26 protein-coding genes are annotated in these 24,061 nt (G+C 63.5%); 12 read left to right on the forward strand and 14 right to left on the reverse strand.

All coding sequences use genetic code 11. The features are described from left to right. Window positions 1–30 precede the first annotated feature (30 nt). Entirely contained in the window at window positions 31–204 is a 174-nt protein-coding gene (gene psb34 / locus DXY33_RS01580) for a photosystem II assembly protein Psb34 (RefSeq protein ID WP_115131458.1), read from the reverse strand. A 92-nt stretch (window positions 205–296) separates the two neighbouring features. After that, window positions 297–1,115, reverse strand: a complete 819-nt coding sequence (locus tag DXY33_RS01585; protein WP_115131459.1) for a thiazole synthase — start codon at window positions 1,113–1,115, stop codon at window positions 297–299. 51 nt (window positions 1,116–1,166) lie between these two features. On the opposite strand from DXY33_RS01585, the gene DXY33_RS01590 reads away from it, so the two are divergent. Next, a complete protein-coding gene (locus DXY33_RS01590; RefSeq protein WP_115131460.1) occupies window positions 1,167–1,712 on the forward strand; it encodes a hypothetical protein in 546 nt (181 codons plus the stop codon). 38 nt (window positions 1,713–1,750) lie between these two features. Here the strand turns inward: DXY33_RS01590 and DXY33_RS01595 are convergent, their stop codons facing one another. Genes DXY33_RS01595 through rpmI form a run of 3 tightly spaced genes read right to left on the reverse strand, consistent with a single transcriptional unit; the run spans window position 1,751 to window position 2,882 of the window. Beyond that, window positions 1,751–2,269, reverse strand: a complete 519-nt coding sequence (locus DXY33_RS01595; protein ID WP_115131461.1) for a hypothetical protein — start codon at window positions 2,267–2,269, stop codon at window positions 1,751–1,753. An 11-nt stretch (window positions 2,270–2,280) separates the two neighbouring features. Continuing rightward, complete coding sequence (gene rplT / locus DXY33_RS01600; protein WP_011363098.1) at window positions 2,281–2,628, reverse strand: 50S ribosomal protein L20; 348 nt, start codon at window positions 2,626–2,628, stop codon at window positions 2,281–2,283. A gap of 56 nt (window positions 2,629–2,684) precedes the next feature. After that, a complete protein-coding gene (gene rpmI / locus DXY33_RS01605) occupies window positions 2,685–2,882 on the reverse strand; it encodes a 50S ribosomal protein L35 (RefSeq protein ID WP_006852081.1) in 198 nt (65 codons plus the stop codon). 57 nt (window positions 2,883–2,939) lie between these two features. On the opposite strand from rpmI, the gene DXY33_RS01610 reads away from it, so the two are divergent. Beyond that, window positions 2,940–4,499: a SpoIID/LytB domain-containing protein gene (locus tag DXY33_RS01610; RefSeq protein ID WP_115131462.1), complete on the forward strand. Its 1,560-nt coding sequence runs from the start codon at window positions 2,940–2,942 to the stop codon at window positions 4,497–4,499. A 24-nt stretch (window positions 4,500–4,523) separates the two neighbouring features. Next, on the forward strand, window positions 4,524–5,843 hold the full coding sequence (locus DXY33_RS01615) for a glycosyltransferase family 2 protein (RefSeq protein WP_115131463.1): 1,320 nt from the start codon (window positions 4,524–4,526) through the stop codon (window positions 5,841–5,843). A 56-nt stretch (window positions 5,844–5,899) separates the two neighbouring features. On the opposite strand, the gene DXY33_RS01620 is transcribed toward DXY33_RS01615, so the two are convergent. The 5 genes from DXY33_RS01620 to tig form a co-directional block, all read right to left on the reverse strand. Next, on the reverse strand, window positions 5,900–7,768 hold the full coding sequence (locus DXY33_RS01620) for a DNA polymerase III subunit gamma/tau (protein WP_115131464.1): 1,869 nt from the start codon (window positions 7,766–7,768) through the stop codon (window positions 5,900–5,902). 23 nt (window positions 7,769–7,791) lie between these two features. Beyond that, window positions 7,792–8,430, reverse strand: coding sequence for a lecithin retinol acyltransferase family protein (locus DXY33_RS01625; protein ID WP_115131465.1), 639 nt, complete (start codon window positions 8,428–8,430; stop codon window positions 7,792–7,794). Window positions 8,431–8,434: 4 nt separating this feature from the next. Next, window positions 8,435–9,784 carry an ATP-dependent protease ATP-binding subunit ClpX gene (gene clpX, locus DXY33_RS01630; RefSeq protein WP_115131466.1) on the reverse strand — a complete coding sequence of 450 codons (1,350 nt, stop codon included), beginning with the start codon at window positions 9,782–9,784 and terminating at the stop codon, window positions 8,435–8,437. A gap of 90 nt (window positions 9,785–9,874) precedes the next feature. Then, a complete protein-coding gene (clpP, locus tag DXY33_RS01635; RefSeq protein WP_115131467.1) occupies window positions 9,875–10,549 on the reverse strand; it encodes an ATP-dependent Clp endopeptidase proteolytic subunit ClpP in 675 nt (224 codons plus the stop codon). Between the two features lie 43 nt (window positions 10,550–10,592). After that, window positions 10,593–12,002: a trigger factor gene (gene tig / locus DXY33_RS01640; protein ID WP_115131468.1), complete on the reverse strand. Its 1,410-nt coding sequence runs from the start codon at window positions 12,000–12,002 to the stop codon at window positions 10,593–10,595. A gap of 157 nt (window positions 12,003–12,159) precedes the next feature. Between tig and DXY33_RS01645 the strand changes: the two genes are divergently transcribed. The 3 genes from DXY33_RS01645 to DXY33_RS01655 are packed head-to-tail and all read left to right on the forward strand — an operon-like array spanning window position 12,160 to window position 16,182. Next, on the forward strand, window positions 12,160–13,182 hold the full coding sequence (locus tag DXY33_RS01645; protein WP_115131469.1) for an aspartate-semialdehyde dehydrogenase: 1,023 nt from the start codon (window positions 12,160–12,162) through the stop codon (window positions 13,180–13,182). Continuing rightward, window positions 13,182–14,090 carry a 4-hydroxy-tetrahydrodipicolinate synthase gene (dapA, locus tag DXY33_RS01650; RefSeq protein WP_115131470.1) on the forward strand — a complete coding sequence of 303 codons (909 nt, stop codon included), beginning with the start codon at window positions 13,182–13,184 and terminating at the stop codon, window positions 14,088–14,090. The genes DXY33_RS01645 and dapA overlap by 1 nt, the downstream gene beginning before the upstream one ends. 52 nt (window positions 14,091–14,142) lie before the next feature. After that, window positions 14,143–16,182, forward strand: coding sequence for a ribonuclease J (locus DXY33_RS01655; protein ID WP_115131471.1), 2,040 nt, complete (start codon window positions 14,143–14,145; stop codon window positions 16,180–16,182). Here the strand turns inward: DXY33_RS01655 and DXY33_RS01660 are convergent. Genes DXY33_RS01660 through holA form a run of 3 tightly spaced genes read right to left on the reverse strand, consistent with a single transcriptional unit; the run spans window position 16,168 to window position 19,481 of the window. Beyond that, complete coding sequence (locus DXY33_RS01660) at window positions 16,168–16,629, reverse strand: hypothetical protein (protein ID WP_115131472.1); 462 nt, start codon at window positions 16,627–16,629, stop codon at window positions 16,168–16,170. The genes DXY33_RS01655 and DXY33_RS01660 overlap by 15 nt on opposite strands. Window positions 16,630–16,662: 33 nt before the next feature. Further along, a complete protein-coding gene (locus tag DXY33_RS01665) occupies window positions 16,663–18,468 on the reverse strand; it encodes an aspartate kinase (RefSeq protein ID WP_115131473.1) in 1,806 nt (601 codons plus the stop codon). Window positions 18,469–18,515: 47 nt separating this feature from the next. After that, window positions 18,516–19,481, reverse strand: coding sequence for a DNA polymerase III subunit delta (gene holA, locus DXY33_RS01670; protein ID WP_115131474.1), 966 nt, complete (start codon window positions 19,479–19,481; stop codon window positions 18,516–18,518). Between the two features lie 9 nt (window positions 19,482–19,490). On the opposite strand from holA, the gene DXY33_RS01675 reads away from it, so the two are divergent. Then, window positions 19,491–20,138 (forward strand): precorrin-8X methylmutase, encoded by a 648-nt coding sequence (locus DXY33_RS01675; RefSeq protein WP_115131652.1) that lies wholly within the window; start codon window positions 19,491–19,493, stop codon window positions 20,136–20,138. Here the strand turns inward: DXY33_RS01675 and tilS are convergent. Continuing rightward, entirely contained in the window at window positions 20,086–21,066 is a 981-nt protein-coding gene (gene tilS / locus DXY33_RS01680) for a tRNA lysidine(34) synthetase TilS (protein ID WP_115131651.1), read from the reverse strand. The two genes, DXY33_RS01675 and tilS, sit on opposite strands and share 53 nt — an antisense overlap. Window positions 21,067–21,125: 59 nt before the next feature. Here tilS and DXY33_RS01685 point away from each other — a divergent pair, with 59 nt between their 5' ends. From DXY33_RS01685 to DXY33_RS01705, 5 genes are all read left to right on the forward strand, one after another. Then, window positions 21,126–21,884 carry a DUF561 domain-containing protein gene (locus tag DXY33_RS01685; protein ID WP_115131475.1) on the forward strand — a complete coding sequence of 253 codons (759 nt, stop codon included), beginning with the start codon at window positions 21,126–21,128 and terminating at the stop codon, window positions 21,882–21,884. A gap of 113 nt (window positions 21,885–21,997) precedes the next feature. Further along, a complete protein-coding gene (psbZ, locus tag DXY33_RS01690) occupies window positions 21,998–22,186 on the forward strand; it encodes a photosystem II reaction center protein PsbZ (RefSeq protein ID WP_006850156.1) in 189 nt (62 codons plus the stop codon). A gap of 63 nt (window positions 22,187–22,249) precedes the next feature. Continuing rightward, entirely contained in the window at window positions 22,250–22,726 is a 477-nt protein-coding gene (gene ribH / locus DXY33_RS01695; protein WP_115131476.1) for a 6,7-dimethyl-8-ribityllumazine synthase, read from the forward strand. A 340-nt stretch (window positions 22,727–23,066) separates the two neighbouring features. Continuing rightward, window positions 23,067–23,273: a hypothetical protein gene (locus tag DXY33_RS01700; protein WP_136975404.1), complete on the forward strand. Its 207-nt coding sequence runs from the start codon at window positions 23,067–23,069 to the stop codon at window positions 23,271–23,273. Further along, window positions 23,273–24,061, forward strand: coding sequence for a glycosyltransferase family 25 protein (locus DXY33_RS01705; RefSeq protein ID WP_115131478.1), 789 nt, complete (start codon window positions 23,273–23,275; stop codon window positions 24,059–24,061). The genes DXY33_RS01700 and DXY33_RS01705 overlap by 1 nt, the downstream gene beginning before the upstream one ends.

The following is a 24,061-nucleotide window of genomic DNA, read 5'->3' on the forward strand; positions in this document are numbered from 1 at the left end:
CTACTACAGGGATTTTCAGTGTGAACCGTCTCAGCTGATGGCGACGGTCACCGCCACCATGGCGGCCACGATCAATCCACCGCTGACCAGCATCATCATTGAGCTGCGGTTGCGGCTCTGACTGGTGGCGTCGTCCATCACCTCCATGCGTGGCTCCTTGGCGAAGGCGTTGAGACGACCGCCGTCTTCCGTGGTGACCGACATGGGTCCAATGCGACTGGTCGGACCTTATGAGTCCAAATGCTCATTGCCTGCCTTTGTGAAGCAGGCTTCACCTCACTTCACGTCTCTTCACTTCATTGGGGTGTCTGCACCAGGCCCGTGGTCGGTGAACTGGCAGAGGCCTGATCCCTCCGCGGCAAGCGCCCGGAAAGGTGGGCGGTCCGCCCGGCCATCACCGCCTGGCCCATGGCCTCGGCCATGGCGGCGGGGTCGCCCGCCAGGGCGATGGCGCTGTTGACCAGCACGGCATCGGCGCCCATTTCGAGGGCCTGTGCCGCCTCGCTTGGAACACCAATGCCGGCGTCCACCACCACCGGCACCCCGGCGTTTTCGATGATCAAACCGATGTTGGCGGCATTGTTGAGCCCCTGGCCCGAGCCGATCGGAGAGCCCAGAGGCATCACCGTGGCGCATCCCACCTCCTCCAGCCGTTTGGCCAGCAGGGGATCGGCATTGATGTAGGGCAGCACCGTGAACCCTTCTTCTACCAGGCGTTCGGCGGCGTTCAGGGTGCCGATCGGATCGGGCAGAAGATGCCGGGCGTCAGGAATCACCTCCAGCTTCACGAAGGTGTTGTCCTCCTGTCCCGCCAGCTTGGCGAGCTCCCGTCCAAGCCTGGCGACACGCACCGCTTCCTCCGCATTGGTGCAGCCCGCGGTGTTGGGCAGCATCCAGATCCGTTGCCAATCAATGGCTTCCATCAGGCCCTCATGGCCTGCCGCCACGGTCTGCACCCGACGCACAGCCACCGTGACCATGTCGCAGCCGGATCGCTCGATGCTCTGCTGCATCGCCCTCATGGATGGATATTTGCCGGTGCCCGTGAACAGACGGCTGTTGAACTGACGCCCGCCAATGGTCAGGGGGTCGGAGCTGGGGGAGGGCGAATCCATGACGCGTCTGAGCAAAAGGGCCTAGCGTTCCTTCATCATCCATCGTCTTCCATGCCGTTCCTGCTTGCCATGGATCTCCCGGTTGGCAGCCAGGTGCCGTTCCAGACCAATCCCCAGTTGCCTCTGGATCCGATTCAGTTGGCGGTTCCCCTGGAGCTCAAGGAACTCGAAGTGGAGAGTTTCGATCCAGTCGCACGCGCTGCAGAGCTGGCGGAATCGCTGCCCCGACAGTGGTGCGGAACCTTTGAGCCCTTCGATGGCAACCCCACCGTCGATGTCACGTTGGACATCACCCAGATGACGGCGATGGGCCAGATGGTGGATCTCCGGGGCACGATGACCCTTGGTTCCGTCACCACGCCGGTTCAAGGCAATCTCCATGCCAAGTCGGATCAGCTGGATCTCATCCCCTTGGCGGATCCCCTGATCGCTGGCGTTGAGCCTGGTGGCGTCTTCCTCGGCCTGCAGATGTTCAGTCCCACCAGTTGGCAGGCGCCTCGATTGATCAACGTGGCCGACCCCAGCACTGGAGTGGGTGGACGCTTGGCGATGACCGCAAGCTGCCAGGAAGAACCTCCGGTTCAGCCGCTCTGGTGACCCCAAACTCTTGAGGTTTTGAGGACATCTGAAAGAACTCAGCCGATCCGACGCTTGAGTTTTTTCAGTCCTTTCTTTGCGGTGGTGTTGTCGGGTTCCAGCTGAAGTGTCTGCTCATAGAGGGAGATCGCCTCAGCGTCCTTCAGCAGCTTCTCCTGAGCAAAAGCCAGGTTGTTGAGGGCGACGGGGTAGTCGGCTTTTGCCTTCAGAGCAAGCCTGTAGTGCTTGGTGGCACCGGAGTAATCCTTCTGTGCGGCCAAAGCAAAGCCGAGCGCGTTTTCGATCAGCGCACGGGCTTCATCCGGCTCATCACTCAGGCGTTTCAGGGCCTGCTTCAAGGTGGCTGCTGCTTGTGGATACAGCCTCTTCCGTAATTGAACGGATCCGAGCTCGTAGAGATCAGACGCCTGTCGTGACGAGGCCGTGTCGGATTTCTCGAGCTCAATCAGGCGTGCCTCATCGCGACGCACACGCAAAAACTGTCGGCCCACCACCACCGCAACGATGGCAAGCAGGCCGACCAGGCCCAGCAGGTAGGTCTGGGGCAGCAGATTCACGGTTGGAAAATTCAGCTCTTGGCTGCAGCCACAACGTTGGTGAAGCTGCCGGGGTCAACGACCGCCAGCTGAGCCAGCATCTTGCGATTCAGGCGCACATCGGCCTTCTTGAGACCGCCCATCAGACGGCTGTAGCTCACACCATTGAGGCGGGCTGCGGCGTTGATGCGGGCAATCCAGAGGCGACGGAAATCGCGCTTGCGACGACGACGATCGCGGTAGGCATTGCAGAGGGCTTTCATCACCCGCTGGTTTGCTGTACGGAACAGGGTTCCGTTGCCACCACGGAAGCCACGGGCCAGCCGCAGGATCTTGTTGCGGCGTTTACGGGCGACGTTGCCTCTCTTGACGCGGGCCATGAGGTTGGAAGGGTTGGATCAGGTCTTGTTGAACGGTCTCGTCTGAGCAGCTGTGCTCAGGCGTAGGGCATCATCAGGGTCACGCGCTCTTCGTCGGTGCGGTCCACTACGGCCTTGGTGGCCAGATGACGCTTCTGCTTGGGCGTTTTGTGGTCCAGCAGGTGGTTCCGGAAAGCGCGACGACGCAGAAATTTGCCAGTGCCGGTCGCTTTGAACCGCTTCGCGGCAGCTTTGCGGGTCTTCAGCTTGGGCATTGGTCTGCTCGTTCGGACACAAACGACAACAATACGTCCCGACGTGCCCCCTGCTGAATGATTCGGTTCCTGACGCTCACATTGCTGCTTTGCGTGGGCCTGGGCTGCCGTGCCCGTGAGCAGGGTGATGGCCTGCAACCCATCCTGACTGAGCCCCCGGTGGTGGAACCGGTTCGGCGGGCGACGCACCGTTCCGTCGCTGACCCACCGCGGGTTGAAGGTCATGAACCGGTGCTCTGGGTGGCCTTGGCGGATCATCTCGGTGCTGCGGAAACAGCAGCTCCTTTGAATCTGCGTGCCTTTGCCGGCTCGCTCAGCCTTCGCGACGCCACCGGGGAGCAAGGCAGTGGTTCAGGTTTCGTGATCACCTGGCGAAGCGTCGCCTTGGCCCGTCCGCTCCAGTTGGCCCGCCGGATTGCAGGTCCCTACGCCAGCTTTGAGTCGGCGGATCGTGTCGCCTCCCGTTGGCGTGCTTTGGGCGTTGCGGCCGAGGTGGCCCATCCCAAGGAGTGGGAGGTGTGGGCGCCGGAGGGCTCGCCTGTTCCCGACGGTCTGGCGGTGCGTGATTGGCAAGGCACCGTCACCAGCACCGTCGAAGCGGTGTTGGAGATCCCGGAGGGTGAGCGCCCCCTGCAAGGACCTGTCTTGATTGAGGCCTCGGATGGGTTGCTCTGGGCGGGTGGACGTTTTGAGGGGCCCTTCCGCTTGCAACGGGATGCCTACGGCAGCTGGACGCTGGTGGAGCAGGTGCCGGTGGAGCGCTACCTCGAGGGGGTGGTGCCCCACGAGATCGGTGCCGGTTCACCGATGGCGGCGTTGCAGGCCCAGACCGTTCTGGCGCGCACCTGGGCTCTGGCCAACAGCCATCGCTTCAGCGTTGATGGCTATCACCTCTGCAGCGACACCCAGTGTCAGGTCTACAGCGATCCCCGAAGTGCGGGAGCTGCTGTGCGCGAGGCGATTGCAGCCACCCAGGGCAAGTTGCTCAGCCTGAACAACCGGCCAATCAGCGCCGTGTATCACGCCACCAATGGCGGGGTGATGGCTGCCGGGCCAGAAGCCTGGGCCATGCAGCCCACCACCTATCTGCGTGCGAAGCCGGATGGGGATGAGGGCTGGAGCAACCGTCATCCCTTGCCCCTGCAGCAGCGCAAGGCGGTGGAAGAGTTGCTGGCGGATCGCAGCGGGGCCTTTGGCCAGCGGCACCCCCGCTTCCGCTGGACCCGAATCCTTTCGGGTCCGACTTTGCGTCAGGCCCTCGGCGCAGCCGCAGACCCGCTGGTTTCGCCTTTGGAATTGAAGGTGCTCGAGCGGGGCGCCAGCGGCAGGGTGCTGGCCTTGCAGATCTCAGGCAGCAGCGACGCCGCTCCGGTCATCCTCAAGTTGGATGCCATTCGTCGCACCCTTCGCACGCTGCCCAGCACCCTGTTCGTCTTGGAGCCTCAGGGGGGCGAACACTGGTTGTTGGTGGGTGGTGGCTTTGGCCATGGGGCCGGTTTGTCGCAGGCTGGAGCCATTGATCTGGCCTGGCGTGGCTGGCCCGTGGAGCGGATCCTGAGCCATTACTACCCAGGGACTGTCTACGGCCCACTCTCAACACTGGTGCAGTCCCCTTAAAGTCCTTCCCACCTGGGCAGCTGGATGAGCTCGAACGCCACATCGGGTGATCACCGTCGGGTGAAATCGGCAGCGTTCCTGTTCGCCTGCGGATGTGCTGGTGCTGCTCCCCACTGGCTGGACTCCGCCCGTTCGCTCTGGCCCGCAATCAGTCTTGCCCTGATGCTTGGGGGCTATGGCCTCCGTTCCGTCATGCGCGGGCAGCTGACGCGTGGGTCATCGGCGTCGGTGCCGGAGATTGATCGGACGACGCTTCCCAGCCTGGATGTGGTGGTGGCCGCCCGCGACGAAGAGGCGGTGGTGCCGCGTTTGGTGGAACGGCTCACATCCCTGCGCTATCCATCCGGACAGCTCACCACATGGGTGATCGACGACGGCAGTCTTGATCGAACCTCTGAGCTGCTGGACGATCTGGCCGGCCAGCACCCTGAGCTGAACGTGATCCATCGCCAGCGCAATGCCGGTGGGGGCAAGTCGGGTGCGCTGAACACCGCTTTGGGCTGCCTCACAGGTGAGTGGCTGCTGGTGCTTGATGCGGATGCTCAGTTGCAGGACGACTTGCTCGAGCGCCTTGTTCCCTACGCCTTGGAGGGTGGCTGGTCGGCGGTACAGCTGCGAAAGGCCGTGATTGATGCCGATCGCAATTGGTTGACCCGATCACAGGCGATGGAGATGGCTCTGGATGCGGTGATCCAGTCGGGCCGACTGGCCAATGGAGGCGTGGCCGAACTGCGGGGGAACGGACAGCTGATCAAGCGCTCCGTGCTCGAGTCCAGTGGTGGTTTCAACGAAGACACCGTCACTGATGACCTGGATCTCAGCTTCCGCCTGCTGACCCATGGGGCCTTAGTGGGATTGTTGTGGGACCCTCCGGTCCAGGAAGAGGCGGTTCCTGGTCTCCATGCCCTGTGGAAACAACGGCAGCGCTGGGCGGAAGGCGGTTTGCAGCGCTTCTTTGATTACTGGCCGGTGCTCACCTCAGCGCAGTTGAGTCTTCGCCAGCGTTGGGATCTGACGGCCTTTTTTCTGCTCCAGTACGCCCTGCCGGTGGTGTCCTTCGCTGATCTGAGCACGGCTCTGATCACTCGAAGCCTGCCGGTCTACTGGCCCTTGTCTGTGGTGGCCTTCAGCGTTTCGGGTCTGGCTTATTGGCGCGGCTGTCGCAGTGGCAGCGAGGGGCCGGAGATCCCCTCAGCGAGCCTGGCCAATCTCCTTGTGGCGATTGCCTACCTCGGCCACTGGTTTGTGGTGATTCCCTGGGTGACGCTGCGGATGTCACTCCTCCCCAAACGCTTGGTCTGGGCCAAAACCAGCCATGGTGTGGAGCATCCGGTTCAGGCCTGAGGTTGTTGCCTGTTGGACGGCATGACCGGAAGGAGGGTCGCCGAATCGACATTCACTCAGTTGACGTCGTCAACGTCGAGCACCTGACCGTTGAAGAAGTCCGCCAGGTTGCGGGCCTGACGATCCAGGCCTGAGGGAGGACTGGTTTCAGCGCTTGATTTTGTTGGTGCAGCTGTCGGGTTGGCGTCCGAAGGTTTGGTTTGGGTGTGCGGTAGTTCTGGCGTTGGCACCGGAGCTGGCGCCTGTGTTGCTGAGGGAGCCGGCATTGGGGCCGGTACCGGTGTTGGCGGCTCGACCGGCGTTGTTGTGATGGTCGGTGCGACCGGGGGGGGTGTGGTCGGTGGAGTGATTGATGGTGGTGTGACCGGGGCTGTTGCCAGCGGAGGTGGCATGGCGCTGTTGCTGGCCTCCAGCACCAGCTGCCTCGAGCCTCCAAGCGCTTTGGCCACGGCCTGTTCCAGCAGGGATGCCCGGCTCTGCACCATCCCCATCCAGTTGCCTGCCACCTGCACAACGGCACGGTTGGCATCCAGGCGCACCAGTTGGGCCTGCTGCGAAAGCAGCATCCGGGTGGAGGGCAGTTCGAGGCTGCCCAGGATCTGTTGCCAGAGCTCGGGCAGGTTGGTGCTGGCTGCCGGTGCAGGGGTGGAGACCGTCGGAAGTTCCGGTGATGGCGCAGGGGCAGGTTTTGGGCTGGGGGTGGGCGCCTCGATTGCTGGGGCTGTAGCTGCTGTAGGCGCTGCGCCGGAAGGAGTGGGAGTCGGAGGTGCGACTGGTGTTGTCGCTGGTTGTCTTGGGGCCGGAGCGGCGGCTGCGCTCTGAGCTGCCAGCGGTTCCGCCAGCAACCCCAAAAGCAGCACTTCCAGCCAAAGGCGCGGCTGCACGCTTTGGCGCAGTTGTTGCTCGGTGCCGCGCAGTTGCGCTTGCCATTGCAGCAGGCGGACCCTGCCGATGGTCTTGGCAAGGGCGGGCAGCTGCTCGCGGAACTGGGGCGACACGCTGGTGAGTTCCAGTCGCTCTGGAGCGGCGGCCATCAGCACCAGATCCCGCAGCATCCCGGCCAGACCCTGCAGCACGGCTCCGGGATCCCGGCCCCGGTCCAGCAGGTTGCGGGTGGCTTCCAGCAGCTGCACAGGTTCGGCGCTGCTCATGGCCCCCACCAGCTCCAACAGCTCCTGTTCGGGCACGGCCCCCAGCAGATCCCACACCGCAGCGGCTTCGATCGGCGGCGGCAGCAGGCTCAGCTGATCCAGCAGGCTTTCCGCATCCCGCAGGCCTCCCTGGGACCGCTGGGCCACCACATGAATGGCCTCAGGCTTGATTTCGATCGCTTCCTGTTCGGCGATCCAGCTCAGATGATTGTTGAGGGCATCCAAAGGAATGCGCCTGAAATCAAAGCGTTGACAACGGCTCAGGATCGTCGGTAGCACCCGTTGCGGGTCAGTGGTGGCGAGCACGAACACCACCTGCGGCGGTGGCTCCTCCAGGGTTTTCAGCAGGGCGTTGAAGGCTGCTGTGGAGAGCATGTGGCACTCGTCCACCACGTACACCTTCCAGCGGGCCTGCACCGGTGCGAAGCGGGAGCGTTCGATCAGCTCGCGGATGTTGTCGACGCCGGTGTTGGAGGCGGCATCGATCTCGATCACATCGAGGGCGGTGCCGGCGGCGATCGTGGTGCAGAGCTCGCAGATGCCACAGGGCTCTGGTGTGGGCCCCTCGCTGTTCAGGCAATTGAGCGAGCGGGCCAGGATGCGGGCGCTGGAGGTTTTGCCGGTGCCGCGGGGGCCGCTGAACAGATAGGCCGGGGCAATGCGATTGCTGGTAAGGGCGTGGCCCAGGGTGGCGGCGATCGCCTCCTGCCCCACCAGCTGATCAAAGCGCTGGGGTCGGTATTTGTGATGCAGCGGCTGGTAGGCCGAACTCATGCGCCGCGAGCGTTGAGAGGAGATTACTCAGAGGAATCGGAGCCTGGAAGGGCGGGGTGCTGCTGGAGCAGGGCATCAATTCGTTGTTTGAGGTCTTCGACGGCGGCCAATTCATCGGCCAGGCTTTGGCCCGTGAGCAACAGCCGGCGATCCGTTCCCTTTCCTGCCCGTTTCAGCAGACCCTCCAACTTGTGCAGCAGCGAGAGGCGCAGGCGTTCCAACTTCTCCACACCCCGCCTGGCCATGGCGCGGGCGTCGTCATCAAGCAGGCCCCGTTGCACCAGGAGCTCCAGGCCCCGCATCAGCGCCGAAGGCATCAGCCCGCTCCAGTGGCGGGCCCGTTCCAGCACGGTGTCCACCTGCCCACTGCGATGCCGTCCGGTTTTGCACCAGGTGGCGAAGTGCTCGCAGTTGTTGAACAGCAGGTTGTAGTCCTGTTCTCCCAGGCGCCTCATGGCCCGGCGCAGGGTCACACCAGGCGGAGACGCCTCGACGTAGTTGATCACCCGCAACGGTTGCCCTTGGCTGAAATACTCCAAGGGGCTGCGCAGGATTTCACGCCCTTCCAGATAGTGGGCGACGGTTCCGTCCCCGAGGTCGATGCCGTGGTGGTTGAACAGGCCGTGCTGACGCGGCACCTCCAGGTGGTCAGCGGCAGCCAAGACTTCAGGCGGTCTTCTGTTGTTCCGTGCCAGGCAGGGGCAGCACCTTGCCGCATGTGTGTTCCTCCACCATCGCCCTGGTGACGGTGAACTCCTTGACTGATGTCTGCGATGGCAGGTCGTACATCAGGTCCAGCATCAGCTCCTCAACGATGCCGCGCAGGGCGCGGGCACCGGTCTTGCGCCGGTGAGCCTCCTGGGCGATCGCCTCGATGGCGTCATCGGCGAACTGCAGCTGCACGTTGTCCATGCTCAGTAGGGTGCGGAACTGCTTCACCAGAGCATCGCGGGGTTCGGTGAGGATCGATTGCAGCGCACTTTCGTCCAGCGGCTCCAGCACGGCGCTCACCGGCATCCGGCCGATGAATTCGGGGATCAGGCCGTAGCGCACCAGGTCATCCGGCTCAAGGTGCCGCAGCACTTGGGCGGCCTCAAGGTCGCGGTTGGCGCGGCTGCGTCCACGGCCGTCGCTAGGCATGAAGCCGATGGCATTGCGGCCCATGCGTTTCTGCACCACGTCGTCCAGACCGACGAAGGCACCACCGCAGATGAACAGGATCTCGCTGGTGTCGATTTGGATGCAGTCCTGATAGGGGTGCTTGCGCCCGCCCTGGGGCGGCACGTTGGCCACAGTTCCCTCCAGCATTTTCAGCAGGGCCTGCTGCACACCTTCGCCGGACACATCCCTTGTGATCGAGGGGTTCTCGCTCTTGCGGGCGATCTTGTCGATCTCATCGATGTAGATGATCCCCCGCTGGGCCTGGTCCACATCCATATCGGCCTTCTGCAGCAGCCGCAGCAGGATGTTTTCGACGTCCTCACCCACGTAGCCCGCTTCGGTGAGGGTGGTGGCATCGGCCACGGCGAAGGGCACGTCCAGCATTTCGGCCAGGGTCTGGGCCAACAGCGTCTTGCCGCAGCCGGTGGGTCCGATCAGCAGGATGTTGCTCTTGTGCAGCCGGGTTGCCGTTTCCTCGGTTTCGCCCTGGCCATCCCCCTGCCAGGCCAGACGTTTGTAGTGGTTGTAGACCGCCACCGACATCACTTTCTTGGCCGCGTCCTGGCCGACCACCTGCTGATCCAGGAAGCTCTTGATGTCCTGAGGTCTTGGAATGGAGGCCAGGGTCGGGGCCGGTTTGCTGCTCTTGCGGGCGGCTGGCGTGGCTTTCCGGCTCGGCTCATGGCTGTGGCGTGGGTTGCCCTGACCATCCACCAGCTCTTCATCAAGGATCTCGTTGCAGAGATCGATGCATTCGTCGCAGATGTAGACGCCAGGTCCGGCGATCAGCTTGCGCACCTGGTCCTGGGATTTCCCACAGAACGAACACTTCAGATGGGCGTCGAACTTGGCCATCGAACGCTGGGCACCACACAGGAGAACAACTCAGGAATCAACCGATGGGGTCTCCCTGAACACACAGGATCGAGAACGGAAGGGCGTCTGTCAGCCCTCCGTAATGATTCCTCCGTCCCCGGAACTGTCCACCACGCGATCGATCAGGCCGTATTCAACCGCTTCTGCCGGAGAAAGGAAGTAGTCGCGGTCGGTGTCTTCCGAGATCTTGTCGAGCGGCTGGCCGGTGTGCTCCGCCATCAACCCGTTCAGGGTTTCCTTGAGGTAGAGGATTTCCTTGGCCTGGATCTCGATGTCCACCGCCTGCCCCTGGGCACCACCGAGAGGCTGGTGAATCATCATCCGGGCATTCGGCAAGGCAAGGCGCTTGCCCTTGGTGCCACCGGAGAGCAGGAAGGCACCCATGCTGGCGGCGAGTCCATAGCAGATTGTCACCACGTCAGGGGCGACCTGCTGCATCGTGTCGTAGATCGCCAGACCAGCGGTGACCGAACCGCCTGGTGAGTTGATGTAGATCTGAATGTCCTTTTCGGGATCCTCGGCTTCGAGGAACAGCATCTGCGCCACCAGGGCATCGGCAACGGCATCATCCACGCCGGTGCCAAGGAAGATGATTCGCTCCCGCAGCAGGCGGGAATAGATGTCGAAGGCGCGGTCGCCGCGACCGGACTGTTCCACAACCGTGGGCAGCGGCCCCGGTGCCGAGACGGGCATGGCGGCCCGCCAGCGGTTCTGGATGGGGTGGTGACTGCGGGCGTCGATCACGCGATCGGTATGCGGTGAAGTTGGGTCAATCTATGGGCGTTGCTCAGTCCTTGGCGTCCGCCTTGGACTTGCTTTTGGCCGCGGTCTTCTTGGCGGCGGGCTTTTTCTTGGCCGCAGGCTTGCTGTCATCGGCAGCCGGTGCCTTTTCGGTGAGGGTGCTGTTCTCCTCCAGCCATCCCATCAGACGATCCTGCATCAGGTCGTCCATCACGGCCTGACGCAGGCGCTCGGGATCGATCTTGGCGTCGGCGGAGAGCTCTTTCTTCACCTCCTTGATCTTGGCGTCCACGTCTTTGTCGTCGAGCTTGATGTCCTCCGCTTCAGCCAGGGCGGTGAGGGCAAAACTGCGGCGCAGACGCTCCTCGGCCTCAGGGCGGGAGTTCTGCATCAGGTTGCGCACCAGGTCGGGAGTGAACAGCGATTTCACATCCATGCCCTGCTGGGCGAACTGGGCTGCGGTCTGCTCCAGCAGGTTGCGGCTTTCCTGTTGGATCAGGGCTTCCGGCAGCTCCACCTCCAGCTGCTCCACCAGGGCGGCGACGAGGGCATCGCGGCGGTTGCTGGTCTGACGGCGTTCGGCGTCGTCCTTGAGCCGCTGCTCCAGATCTTTGCGCAGATCCGCCAGGGTCTCCTGTTCGCTGGCCTGCTTGGCGAATTCGTCGTCCAGCTCGGGCAGTTCGCGGGTCTTGAGGTCCTTCAGTTCGATCTCGAAGGCGGCCTTACGTCCCCGGGCGTCCTCCTTCGGGTAGTCGTCAGGGAACTGGCAATCCACGGTTTTGGTTTCGCCGACCTTCATGCCGATGACCCCTTCGATGAAGCCGGGGATCATCCGGCCGTTTTCCAGGTCCACATCCATCGAATCGGCGCTGCCGCCCTCGATCTCGCTGCCGTCATCGCTGTAGGTGCCTTTGAAGCCGAGCACAGCGATGTCGCCGTTCTTGGCGGCACGACCTTCCACCGGAACGACCGTGGCCATCTGCTTGCGGGAGTCCTCAAGCATCGCGTCGACCCGTGAGGCGTCGTAGGCGACGGTTTCGAATTCCGCCTTCAGGCCCTTGGTGGTTTTGAGCTTCGGCGTCGGGGCGACGTCGGCCTCCAGGGTGAAGGTGAGTTCCTTGCCGGGCTCAAAGCTCTCCAGCAGACCGTCGAAACCACTGCTCAGATCAGGCTGACTGATCGGTTCCAGCGATTCCTGCTGGATGGCGTCACGCCAGGCGTTATCGATCAGCTTTTCCAGAGCCGTGGCTTTGATCCGCACGCCTCCGAGCTGCTGTACCAGCACCGTGCGCGGCACCTTGCCCTTGCGGAAGCCCGGCAGGTTGATGCTGCGGCTGAGGCTGGTGATGGCGTCTTCGTAACTCGTCTTGCAGCGCTCCCCAGGAACGGTGACCGTCACCGCCAGGCGGCTGCTGGGGCGGGCTTCGGTGGTCACCTTCAGGGCTGCAGCGCTCATGGGGGAAGGGAAAGGGCAGCCCAGCACTTTATGCAACCGGTGAATTCAGGCTGGATCGGTAAGCTGAGCGCGTCGCTCGATCGGCATCACGTTCTCTACGCAGTGATGTCGGATCTGAGAAACGACGGTTTTTCGTTCAGATCGTCCACTCCACCGCTTGTCTTCGACCCTTCCCAATCGCCCTCTCAACGTTGCAGTTCTCGGAGCCAGCGGTGCTGTTGGCCAGGAACTGCTGCTGCTGCTTGAAGAGCGCCGTTTCCCCGTTGGCGAGCTGAAGCTGCTGGCGTCGGCCCGTTCGGCCGGCCAGACCCAAACCTGGAATGGCCGCACCCTCACGGTCGAAGAGGTTTCGGCCCAATCCTTTGAGGGGGTCGACCTGGTGCTGGCGTCAGCCGGTGGTTCTGTTTCCAAGCAGTGGCGCGAGGCGATCACCTCCGCCGGTGCGGTGATGGTGGATAACTCAAGTGCCTTCCGGATGGAGGAGGGTGTGCCGCTGGTGGTGCCCGAGGTCAACTCCGATGCGGTCTTCGCCCACAAGGGCGTGATCGCCAATCCGAATTGCACCACGATCCTGCTCACCCTCGCTTTGGCTCCTTTGGCGGCCAAGCGGGCGATGCGCCGGGTGGTGGTGAGCACCTATCAATCCGCCAGTGGTGCCGGTGCCCGGGCCATGGAGGAGCTGAAAAACCTGTCGCAGACGGTGCTGGACGGTGGCACTCCGAAAGGAGAGGTGCTGCCCTACTCCCTGGCGTTCAACCTCTTTTTGCACAACTCTCCCCTGCAGGCCAACAGCTATTGCGAGGAGGAGATGAAGATGGTGAACGAGACCCGCAAGATCATGGGTCTGCCGGATCTGCGCTTCACCGCCACCTGCGTGCGGGTGCCCGTGCTGCGGGCCCATTCCGAAGCGGTGAACATCGAGTTCGAGTCCCCTTTCCCGGTTGATGAGGCACGTGAGCTGCTCGCGGCTGCACCTGGTGTGGAGTTGATTGACGACCCGGCGGCGAACCGTTTCCCGATGCCGACGGATGTGACCGGTCGCGACCCGGTGGCGATCGGCCGGATCCGTCAGGACATCAGTGATGCCAATGCTCTGGAGCTCTGGCTGTGTGGGGATCAGATCCGCAAAGGAGCGGCGCTGAATGCTGTTCAGATCGCTGAACTATTGATTCAGAAGTGATGACCCAGGCCGCCACCCTCTCCCCAACTCCCTTCGGCCGTGTGGTCACCGCGATGGTGACCCCCTTTGATGCCAGCGGTGCTGTGGATCTCAGCGTTGCCGCAAACCTGGCCCGGCATCTTGTGGATCAGGGATCCGATGGATTGCTGGTGTGCGGCACCACCGGTGAATCGCCGACCCTTAGCTGGGACGAGCAGTTGCAACTGCTGCAGGCCGTTCGTGATGCTGTGGGCAGTGACGCCAAGGTGTTGGCGGGCACGGGCAGCAATTCCACAGCGGAAGCGGTGGAGGCCACCAAGGATGCGGCGGCGGCCGGTGCCGATGGTGCTCTCGTTGTGGTGCCCTACTACAACAAGCCTCCCCAGGAGGGTCTGGAGGCCCATTTCCGGGCCATCGCTGAAGCGGCACCTGAGCTGCCGTTGATGCTTTACAACATCCCTGGCCGCACCGGTTGCAGCATCGCCCCGGCCACGGTGGCCCGGCTGATGGACTGCCCCAATGTGGTGAGTTTCAAGGCCGCCAGCGGCACTACGGAAGAGGTCACGGCTTTGCGGCTGGCCTGCGGTCCGCAGTTGGCGATTTACAGCGGTGACGACGGCCTCACCCTGCCGATGCTTGCGGTGGGTGCCGTGGGCGTCGTGAGTGTGGGCAGCCATGTGGCGGGCCCTGAGATCCGCGCCATGATCGAGGCCTATCTGAACGGCGATGGTGCCTCCGCACTCGCCCTGCACGACGCGTTGATTCCCCTGTTCAAGGCCCTGTTCGCCACCACCAATCCGATTCCCGTCAAGGCTGCCCTGGAACTCAATGGCTGGTCTGTCGGTGCGCCCCGTCCGCCCCTGTGCCCCCTCTCTGACGACATGAAACGTTCGCTCTCCACCGCCATGGCCGCCCTCCGTCAGACCTAGCCCGGTCCGGCTTATCGGCTCACGCAACCCGTTCTTTTACCCATCGTTTTCCATGGCCAACAACGCGCGATCCAGCAAGGGTCAGGAGCCCTGCCTTCGGGTGATTCCCCTGGGTGGTCTCCACGAGATCGGCAAGAACACCTGTGTGTTCGAGTACGGCGATGACCTGATGCTGGTGGATGCCGGTCTGGCCTTCCCCAGCGACGGCATGCACGGGGTGAATGTGGTGCTGCCCGACACCAGCTTTCTGCGCGAGAACCAGAAGCGGATCCGCGGCATGATCGTCACCCATGGTCATGAAGACCACATCGGTGGCATCGCCCATCACCTCAAGCACTTCAACATTCCGGTGATCTACGGGCCGCGGCTGGCCCTCTCGATGCTCACCGGCAAGATGGATGAGGCCGGTGTTCGCGACCGCACCACCCTGCAGACCGTCGGTCCGCGCGATGTGGTGAAGGTGGGTCAGCACTTCTCAGTGGAGTTCATCCGCAACACCCACTCGATGGCCGACAGCTTCTCGCTGGCCATCTCCACACCAGTGGGGACGGTGATTTTCACGGGTGACTTCAAGTTCGACCACACCCCGGTCGACGGCGAAAACTTCGACATGGCCCGCCTGGCTCACCACGGTGACAAGGGCGTCCTCTGTCTGTTCAGCGATTCCACCAACTCCGAGGTTCCTGGCTTCTGCCCGCCGGAGCGCTCGGTCTTCCCCAACCTGGATCGCCACATCGCCAATGCCGAAGGGCGGGTGATTGTCACCACCTTTGCCAGCTCGATTCATCGCGTATCGATGATTTTGGAGCTGGCCCTGAAGAACGGCCGCAAGGTGGGGCTGCTGGGCCGCTCGATGCTCAACGTGATCGCCAAGGCGCGGGAACTGGGCTACATGCGCGCGCCGGATGAACTGTTTGTGCCGATCAAGCAGATCAACGATGTGCCCGATCGCGAAACCCTGCTGCTGATGACCGGTAGCCAAGGTGAGCCGCTGGCTGCCCTGAGCCGCATTTCCCGCGGTGAGCATCCCCAGGTGAAGGTGAAGACCACCGACACGATCATCTTCTCGGCCAGCCCGATCCCGGGAAACACGATTTCTGTGGTCAACACCATCGACAAGCTGATGATGCTTGGCGCCAAGGTCGTTTACGGAAAGGGCGAAGGCATCCATGTTTCCGGCCATGGCTTCCAGGAAGACCAGAAACTGATGCTGGCCCTCACCCGGCCCAAGTTCTTCGTGCCGGTGCACGGTGAGCACCGGATGCTGGTGCAGCACTCCCGCACCGGCCATGCGATGGGGGTTCCGGTCGACAACACTCTGATCATCGACAACGGTGATGTGGTGGAGCTCACCCCGGATTCGATCCGCAAAGGCAATGCCGTGAAGGCGGGCATCGAGCTACTGGATCAATCCCGCAACGGCATCGTTGATGCCCGGGTGCTGAAGGAACGCCAGCAGCTGGCGGAAGACGGCGTGGTGACGATCCTCGCTGCCATCAGCACCGATGGCGCCATGGTGGCTCCGCCGCGGGTGAACCTGCGGGGTGTGGTCACCACAGCTGATGCCCGCAAGATGTCGTTGTGGGTGGAGCGCGAAATCAAGTGGGTGCTTGAAAACCGCTGGAAGCAGCTCTGCCGCAACACCGGTGGCAAGGCACCGGAGGTGGACTGGATGGGTGTGCAGCGTGAAGTGGAGGTGGGCCTTGGCCGCCGGATGCGTCGTGAACTGCAGGTGGAGCCGCTGATCCTCTGTCTGGTGCAGCCGGCCCCTGGCGGCACACCGGTCTACAAGGGCCGTGCCGATGCTGAGCCCGATGACCGTCCGGCTCCCCGCGGTCGCGGTGGCCGTGGCGGTGGCTCTCCCTATGGCCGTCGCAACGGCGGTGGCGGTGGCACTCCCGCTCCAGTGCGGAATAACCAGGGCAACGGCCGGTCTGGCTCGGCAACCCCAGCCCCTGTGCGTGCTGCGTCGGCAACCGCAGTGGTGGAGAAAGTGGCTCCTCAACCGGTGGCTGAAAAGGCAGCCCCTGCTTCCCCGGAGCCGGAGATGCCTGCAGGCCGCACCCGTCGTCGTCGTTCAGCGGCCAGCTGATCGGACCAAGACCCCTTTGATCCTGTTAATCAGCCCCATCGGCTCTCCGGAGTCGGTGGGGTTTTTGATGTCGGGCTGGAGTTGAACGCGGAGCCATGAGTTCTCTAAGAGATCTTTGGCAGCAGGCTCCTGGGGTGTGGGGTCGATGGCGACGGGTAGCTCTTCTTCGCTGCGTGCTGGTTCCTGGTTCGCCATCTCCACCTCGACGTTTGAACTGGCTTCCGGCGTGACCGTTGGCTCTGGGCTTGGGACCGGAGTGCCGGAGGGATCCCTGAGCAGGTCTGGGATGGCGCCGTTGGTTGCTGGCGTCGAACCTGCTCCGCTGGCGGTGTCTTCTGCTCGGCAGCGCTCCAGCCCCTGTTCCGCCAGGGCGGCGATGGTGGCGTCCACGTCACCCTGCAGCACCCGTTCCGCGGCTTGGTAGTGCTGCTCGAAATCGGCGTCCACGCGTTGGGGGGCCAGTCCCCCCGTTGTAGTCCGTTAGTCGGGGTCGTGCGGTGAAGCGGTGCCTTGGGCGGTGTGACGCTCCTCACCTCCCAGTCCGAATCCGGCGTGCACCACCTGGAGTGCCTGAACCCCAGCATCTTCGGCCACCACACAGCTGGTTCTGATTTCGCTGGTGGCGATCAGACCGATGTTGATGCCGGCGTCCGCCAGCGCACGGAACATCCGCCCCGCTGTGCCGGGCGTTGCCGGCATCCCCGCGCCCACAGCACTCACCCGGGCAATGGCCTCACCATCCTCCAGAGCGGCACCGGGCCACTGGGCCAGCAGGGGGGCCAGGGCCACATCGGCGCGGGCGCGGTCGTCCTTGCGCAGGATGAAGGTGATGTCGCGCGATCCGTCGCTGTGCTGACGTTCCGATTGAACGATTGCATCGAGGCTGATGCTGTTGTCCGCCAGGGCTGAACACAGCGCCGCTGCGGTGCCGGGTCGATCGGGCACTTGGCGAACACTGAGTTGCACCTGGTCGCGGTCGAGGGCGACGCCGCGCACTTCCGGCTCCCCGTTGCCGTTGTCGGTGGGATTGATGCGGATTTGCGAGTCCTCCAGGTCGAAGGCCTCCTGTACGGCTTGAACCGCCTTGCTGCCGGCGCCGGAATCAATCACGCAGCTCACCTTCACCTGACTGGTGGCGATCAGGCGGAGGTTGATGCCTTGCTGACACAGGCAGTTGAACAGGCCGGCGGCAATGCCAGGGCGCCCCATGATTCCGGCACCGCTGATGCTCAGCTTCGTCAGCCCTGCTTCGGATGCCAGATCGCCGCCCAGTTGATCCAGCACCTTCTGGCTTACAGCGCGGGCCAGCTCGAGATCCGCTTCCGCCACCGTGAAGGTGATGTCGTTGCTGCTGCCCTCATGGGTGGCCTGAATGATCAGGTCCACATTGATTCCCGCCTCGGAGAGGGTTTCAAACAGGCGTGCGGCAATCCCAGGTTGATCGGGAATGTGGGAGAGGGCGAGCACGGCCTGTCCGTCCACTTCCTCCATCCCATCCACAGGGCTGCCCAGCTCCAGGCCACTGCTGCTGATCGGACGGGCTGAACGGCTGGTGATCCGGGTGCCGGGGGCATCGCTCCAACTGGAGCGCACCACAAGGTTCACGCCGTAGTTGCGGGCGATCTCAACGGCCCTGGGATGCAGCACGGAGGCCCCAAGGCTGGCGAGTTCCAGCATTTCGTCGCAGCTGATCGTCTCCATCAGCTGGGCATCGGACACCTTGCGCGGATCGGTGCTGAGCACACCCGGAACGTCGGTGTAGATCTCGCAGGCATCGGCGCCCAGGGCCGCCGCCAGGGCGACAGCGGAGGTGTCGGAGCCCCCGCGCCCGAGGGTGGTGATTTCGTTAAGGCCATCGCTGCTGGTGCTTGTGCCCTGGAAACCGGCCACCACCACCACCTGGCCAGCCGCGAGGCGGTTGCGGATTCGGTCGGTGCGAATCCCGAGGATCCGGGCCCGGCCATGGGTGGATTCCGTGGCGATGCCCACCTGTGGACCGGTCATCGACGTCGCACTGACTCCCTGGGCGTTCAAGGCCATCGCCAGCAAGGCGATCGACACCTGTTCGCCACTGGCCAGCAGCATGTCCATCTCCCGCTGGGTGGGGGCAGAGGTGATGGCGTTGGCCAGACCGGTCAATTCATCGGTGGTGTGGCCCATGGCGGAGACCACCACAACCACGTCGTGCCCCTCCTCCCGGCAACGTCCAATCCGATCAGCCACCGCCTTGATGCGTTCCACGCTGCCGACGGAGGTGCCCCCGAATTTCTGCACCAGGAGGGCCATGGACCGGGCTTCAGCAACGCTGGATTTTCTCACCTGGCGGGCAGCGATCAGCCCAGCAGGCCGTCGCGGAAGGCGTCGCCCGGCTGAGCGCCGCGTTTCAGCCGGGCCTCCACCTCCAGGAGACGGCCCAGGAGTGAGAGAAAGCGCTTGGGCGTGCGGCCCTGCAGCTGCTTGCGCATCACGTAGATGCGTTTGGGGTTGCTGATCCCAGCGGCTTTGGCGATCACCGCCACATCCCGTTCCCCCTGCTGTTCAAGCAGGCTCACCCAGAGCCAGCCGCGGATTTGACCGGTGAGGGTGGCCACGATGCGCAGGGCTGGTTCCCCGGCTTCGATCAGGGCATCCCAGCGGGCGATCGCTTCGCCGGGGTTGCCCTCCAGCAGGGCATCGCCCACGGCCAGGGCGTTGGTGGAGCGCCCTCCCACCAGCTCCTGCACCCGTGCGGCGGAAATGCTGGTGTCCCGCAGGGAGAGCTTGCGCAGTTCCGATTCGAGCCGGGCGCTATCGGTGCCGATGGCCTCCACCAGGGCATCGATGGCATCCGGCTCCACCTTCAGGCCCAGGGCTTCGGCCGTGCGTTGCACCAGCTGGCGCTGGCCGTTGCCATCCCAGGCGGCCGGCAGCGGAAAGCTCTGCTCCTGATCGAGCCCGCTTTTGATTCGTTTCTGCAGGGCTTTGGTGGTGCGCAGGCGACCATCCGGTTTGGCAGGGTTCACCAGCACCAGGTGGCTGCTGTCGGGGATGAGCTCGAGGGCGGCCTCAAACCGGTCAGCCAGCTCACTGGGGCAGCCATTGCAGAACGGACTGCGCTGCAGCAGCACCAGCCGTTCGCCCGTGGCGAAGGGAGGAGTGCGGGCCTCCTCGAGGGCCTGCAGGGCCTGACCAGCGTCGGCCCCATCCAGGCGGCTGAGGTTGAGGCTGCTCCAGCTGGGGTCGACAACCTTGCCGATCAGGGCATCGATGGCCCGGTCCCGCGCAGCGGCGTCATCACCCCAGAGCAGATGGATCGGCATGGGTTGATGATGGCGTGGATGGCCCAGGACCACCCGATCTTCACCGAAAGCATCCGGCGGATCCGGGCGGCACTGGGGGATACAGGCCTGCCACCGCTGCAACAGCAGGTGCTGGAACGGCTGGTGCACAGCAGCGGTGATCTCTCGTTGGGAACACTGCTGCGGTTCAGCGAGGGGGCCTGTGAGCAGGGTTTGGCAGCGCTGAAGCAGGGAGCGCCGATCCTGACGGACACAGCGATGGCGGCGGCGGCGGTGGCCCCGATGGCCCAACGCACCCTCGGCAGTGCGGTGCATACGGTGCTGGAGTGGGCACCTGAGGCGGTGCCGGCGGGTTCAACACGCACGGCGGTGGGCATGGAGCAGGCCTGGCGCGCACTCGCGCTGGCGTTACCGGCTCCGGTAGTGCTGATCGGCAGTGCGCCAACTGCCCTTGAGGTGCTGTTGCAGCAGGTGGCCGCCGGTGCTCCAGCCCCCAGCCTGGTGATCGGCATGCCGGTGGGTTTTGTGGGGGTGGCGGAAAGCAAGAAGCATCTGGCGGCCAGTGGCCTAGCCCAGATCCGTTTGGAGAGCAGCAGGGGTGGAGCGGGTTTGGTGGCCGCGGCGGTCAATGCTCTGCTGCGCGCTGCTGCAGCACCAGCTCCGCCCCTTTCCAGCTGAGTTGCCAGCCCCCGGCAAGATCGGCCGCACCGCCGGGGGCACCGCTTTTCAGTCGCCGGCTGAGCTCGCCCAGCTGGCTGGCCGGCAGGGCTGGCACCCCCTGCTGCTGCAGCCACTGCGCCAGCAGCAGGCGGCGGCTGGCTGAGCTCAATGCCCCCAGGCCGCGGCGGTCCAGGCCCGCAGCAGTTTCCAGAAGCTTCAGGGTCATCCGGCTGAGTTCCGTCTGACTGTCCCGCACCTGGGACACCCTTTCGGCCAGATCGCTCATCCGCTGTGTGCTGCCGGGATGCAACGCCTCCAGCACCGGAAGCACCTCCATGCGGATCCGGTTGCGGGCGAATTCCGGGGATTGGTTGCTGGGGTCTTCCCAGATCGGCAGCGCCAGCTTTCGGCAGATCTGGAGGGTGTCGTGGCGCTGCAGGTGCAGCAGTGGGCGGCGCAGGAGCGGCCCTTCCGGGCTGAGGGGGCGGACGCTGGGCAGGACCGCCAGGCCGGCCAGGTCGCTGCCGCGGGCCAGCTGCAGCAGCATTGTTTCGGCCCGGTCGCTGGCGGTGTGGCCCGTCACCACATCGGCGCCCGCTTGGCGGCCCCGTTGGGTCAGCCGTTCGTAACGCCACTGCCGGGCCTTGTTTTCGCTGGGTACCTGCCCTGGGGCTGCCTGGTCCACCTTCAGGGGGAGCTGCCGCTGTTGGCACCAGTTGCTCAGTTCGGTGGCGATTCGGCTGGAGTTCTCATGCCAGCGGTGATCGCCGTGCCACAGGCTCAGGCTCCAGCCATGCAAGGGCGTTAGGTCCTGCAGCAAGGCCAGCAGGGCCATGGAGTCCTGTCCGCCGGACACCGCCAGCAGCAGAGAGCTGCCCTGGGGCAGCAGCTGCGGCTGCATCAGCAGGCGCCGGTGCAGGCCGTCATGCCAGGAAGTCCAGCCCAAGAAGCAGGGGTGCGTTTCCCCCACGGTGTGAGAATCAGGGCATCGCTGTCCAGTCCCCCATGACCCGTCTTCAGCAGCTGCCCGTTTCTCTGCAGCGCAGCCTTGAGCAGCGCTCTGCGCTCAAGGTGATCGCTGGCCTGATGAATTTCGATGCCGCCAGTGTGGAGCGGGTCGCCCGTGCCGCCGGGCGTGGCGGTGCTGATCTGATCGACGTGGCCTGCGACCCCGCCCTGGTGCGTCTGGCGATCGAGGCCTCCGGTGGCGTGCCCGTGTGCGTGTCGTCGGTGGAGCCTGAGCAGTTCCCCGCGGCAGTAGAAGCCGGTGCGCTGATGGTGGAGATCGGCAACTACGACGCTTTCTATCCCCAGGGCCGGATTTTTGATGCGGCTGAGGTTTTGGAGCTCACCCGCCGCACCCGCCAACTGCTGCCCAACGTGGTGTTGAGCGTTACCGTGCCCCACGTTTTGCCGATGGATGAGCAGGAGCAGTTGGCCATCGATTTGGTGGCGGCCGGAGCCGACCTGATCCAGACCGAGGGCGGCACCAGTGCCAAACCCTTCAGTGCTGGTCACCTGGGCCTGATTGAGAAGGCTGCTCCGACCCTGGCGGCGGCCCACAGCATCAGCCGCGCCGTCGATGTGCCCGTTCTGTGTGCTTCGGGTCTTTCGGCGGTGACGCTGCCGATGGCCACCGCTGCCGGTGCGGCCGGCGTGGGCGTTGGTTCTGCCGTGAACCGCCTGCAGGATGAGTTGGCGATGGTGGCGGTGGTGCGTGGACTGCGTGATGCCCTCGGCAGCGCTGTCGCGACCCGCGTCTGAACCGGAATCTGCTCTGAGCGGAGGCCTCTTCCCCTTCATGGTGTGAAGAGTGCTCTGCTCACTCGCGGGAGCAACAGCTCTCATGTGAAAATCGATCCCTAACTTCCAGTCCCATGCAGTTCATCAACACGCTGACCGTCCTGGCCCTGGTGGTGGCGTCCTTCGCTTTGATCGTTGCGGTTCCGGTGCTGTATGCCTCCAGTGAGGACAGCGGCCGCTCTAACCGTCTGATCCTGCTTGGCAGTGCTGTGTGGGTAGCACTGGTGCTTTTGAACTGGGGTGTGAGCTTCTTCGTCGTCTGAGTTCAGCCTCAGTCAGAACCTGGCGGGTGCCACGATGGCTGAGATTCAGTCGGCACCTTCCCAATGGCTACATTTGAAGGACGTTTCTCTGACGCAGCTGGGCTGCACGTCGGCATTGTCGTGGCCCGTTTCAATGATCTTGTCACCGCCAAGCTGCTGAGCGGCTGTCTCGACTGCCTCAAGCGTCACGGGGTGGATGTGTCCGCAACCAGCGCCAATCTCGATGTAGCCTGGGTTCCAGGATCATTTGAATTGCCGATTGTGGCCCAGCAGATGGCCCGCTCCGGCAAGTACCAGGTGTTGATCACCCTGGGGGCTGTGATTCGCGGCGACACGCCCCATTTCGATGTGGTGGTGGCTGAGGCAAGCAAGGGCATTGCTGCGGTCGCCCGCGACACATCCGTGCCGGTAATTTTCGGTGTGTTGACCACCGACACGATGCAGCAGGCCCTCGAGCGGGCGGGCATCAAGAGCAATCTGGGCTGGAGTTATGGCTTGGAAGCCTTGGAGATGGGCAGCCTGATGAAGGCTTTGCCCTGATCAATCAGGATGGTCTGGGGAGGCTGTTTGCTGCCTCTATGTCCTCCGCCGTGTGTGTTGGTGATCGGCAGCTTGCGTTTGGCTGTGTTCGAGCGTGTTGCCTCACCGCAGTCAGACATATCGGGTTCGTCGCAAGTACGTTGCGCTTGACTACTCCAAAGCTGCTCCCGGTACCTATCCCACCTGTCAGAACAATCCAGCCTTAGCCGATTTGCTGCTTGCGGAAGGCCACAGACTGGCAATAAAAGTGAAGGATGGACAGCCGGAGCCACCTGGAGAGGGCGCTACCTATCGGGCCGGATTGTGTCGGTTGCGTTCGATAATGATCAAGCAACGTCCGATGAGCCCAGAGGTTCGCTGCACCTTGATCAGCCATGAATCCATTCATGTGCTGCAGCATCTCGAGGGGGGATTTGCTGGGAGTTCCACTTCTGGGCTGGATAACCTGCATCCTGATCCGATTTCGCAGGAGGCAGTGGCCTACGGGCATCAGCAGCGGCCGGGATACGTGTTGACGTTGCTGCAGCAGACGGAGCGGCCTGATTGATGCCAGCTGACCTTTTCCAAGCTTTAGAGCTTCCAGCACAGGTGATTTCCCTGCGCCGCTCGCAGGAACGTCGTGCTGCTTTTGCCCAGCGCAATGGTGAAACGGCGTTGGATTATGTGTTTGTCGATGGGGTGGATGGCGTTGAGCAGTGGGATGCGATTTCCAAGAGCCGACGAGTGCCCAAGGCTTGGCAGAGCGGTTGGAGCAAGGGTGCAATCGGTTCCGGTCTGAGTCATTTCCTGATGTGGCGGCGCTGTCTTGAACTCAACCGGCCAATCTGCGTGCTGGAGGACGACGTCATGGTGGCGTCGGATTGGCAGCGGTGTTGTTCTGAAGCTCTTGAGCAGGTTTCTGAAGAAATAGATGTCCTGTTGTTGGGTTGGAACTTGAACTCTGTGTTGCGCGCAGAAGTCTTCTCAGGTGTCGACTGCATCAGTTTGTTTGAACCAGCGTTCCCCTCGCTTCGGCAGATCAGGTCAGTTTTGGATCAACAGCCGAACCGGCGAGTCGTTCGTTTGGAGAAAGCCCTGGGTTTACCGGGTTATGTGGTGACCCCCCGTGGAGCACAGAATTTGTTCAATGGTTTGCCGCGTTTTGAGGCCGAACCGTTGCTAGTCGGTCGAGGCATCCCCCAGGTGCCATCTATGACCTTGGATGCTCAGATGAATCGTTTGTATCCGGATCTTCAGGCTTCTGTGGTTATTCCGCCTTTGGTTTTGGCTGAGAACGACCAAGCGACTTCTATGACGGCTCAGCGCCAGCGCTCTCTCGATTTTGGAGCGAGTTAG

Origin of the sequence: Synechococcus sp. N26, assembly GCF_900473975.1 — a bacterium.
Lineage (GTDB): Bacteria > Cyanobacteriota > Cyanobacteriia > PCC-6307 > Cyanobiaceae > Parasynechococcus.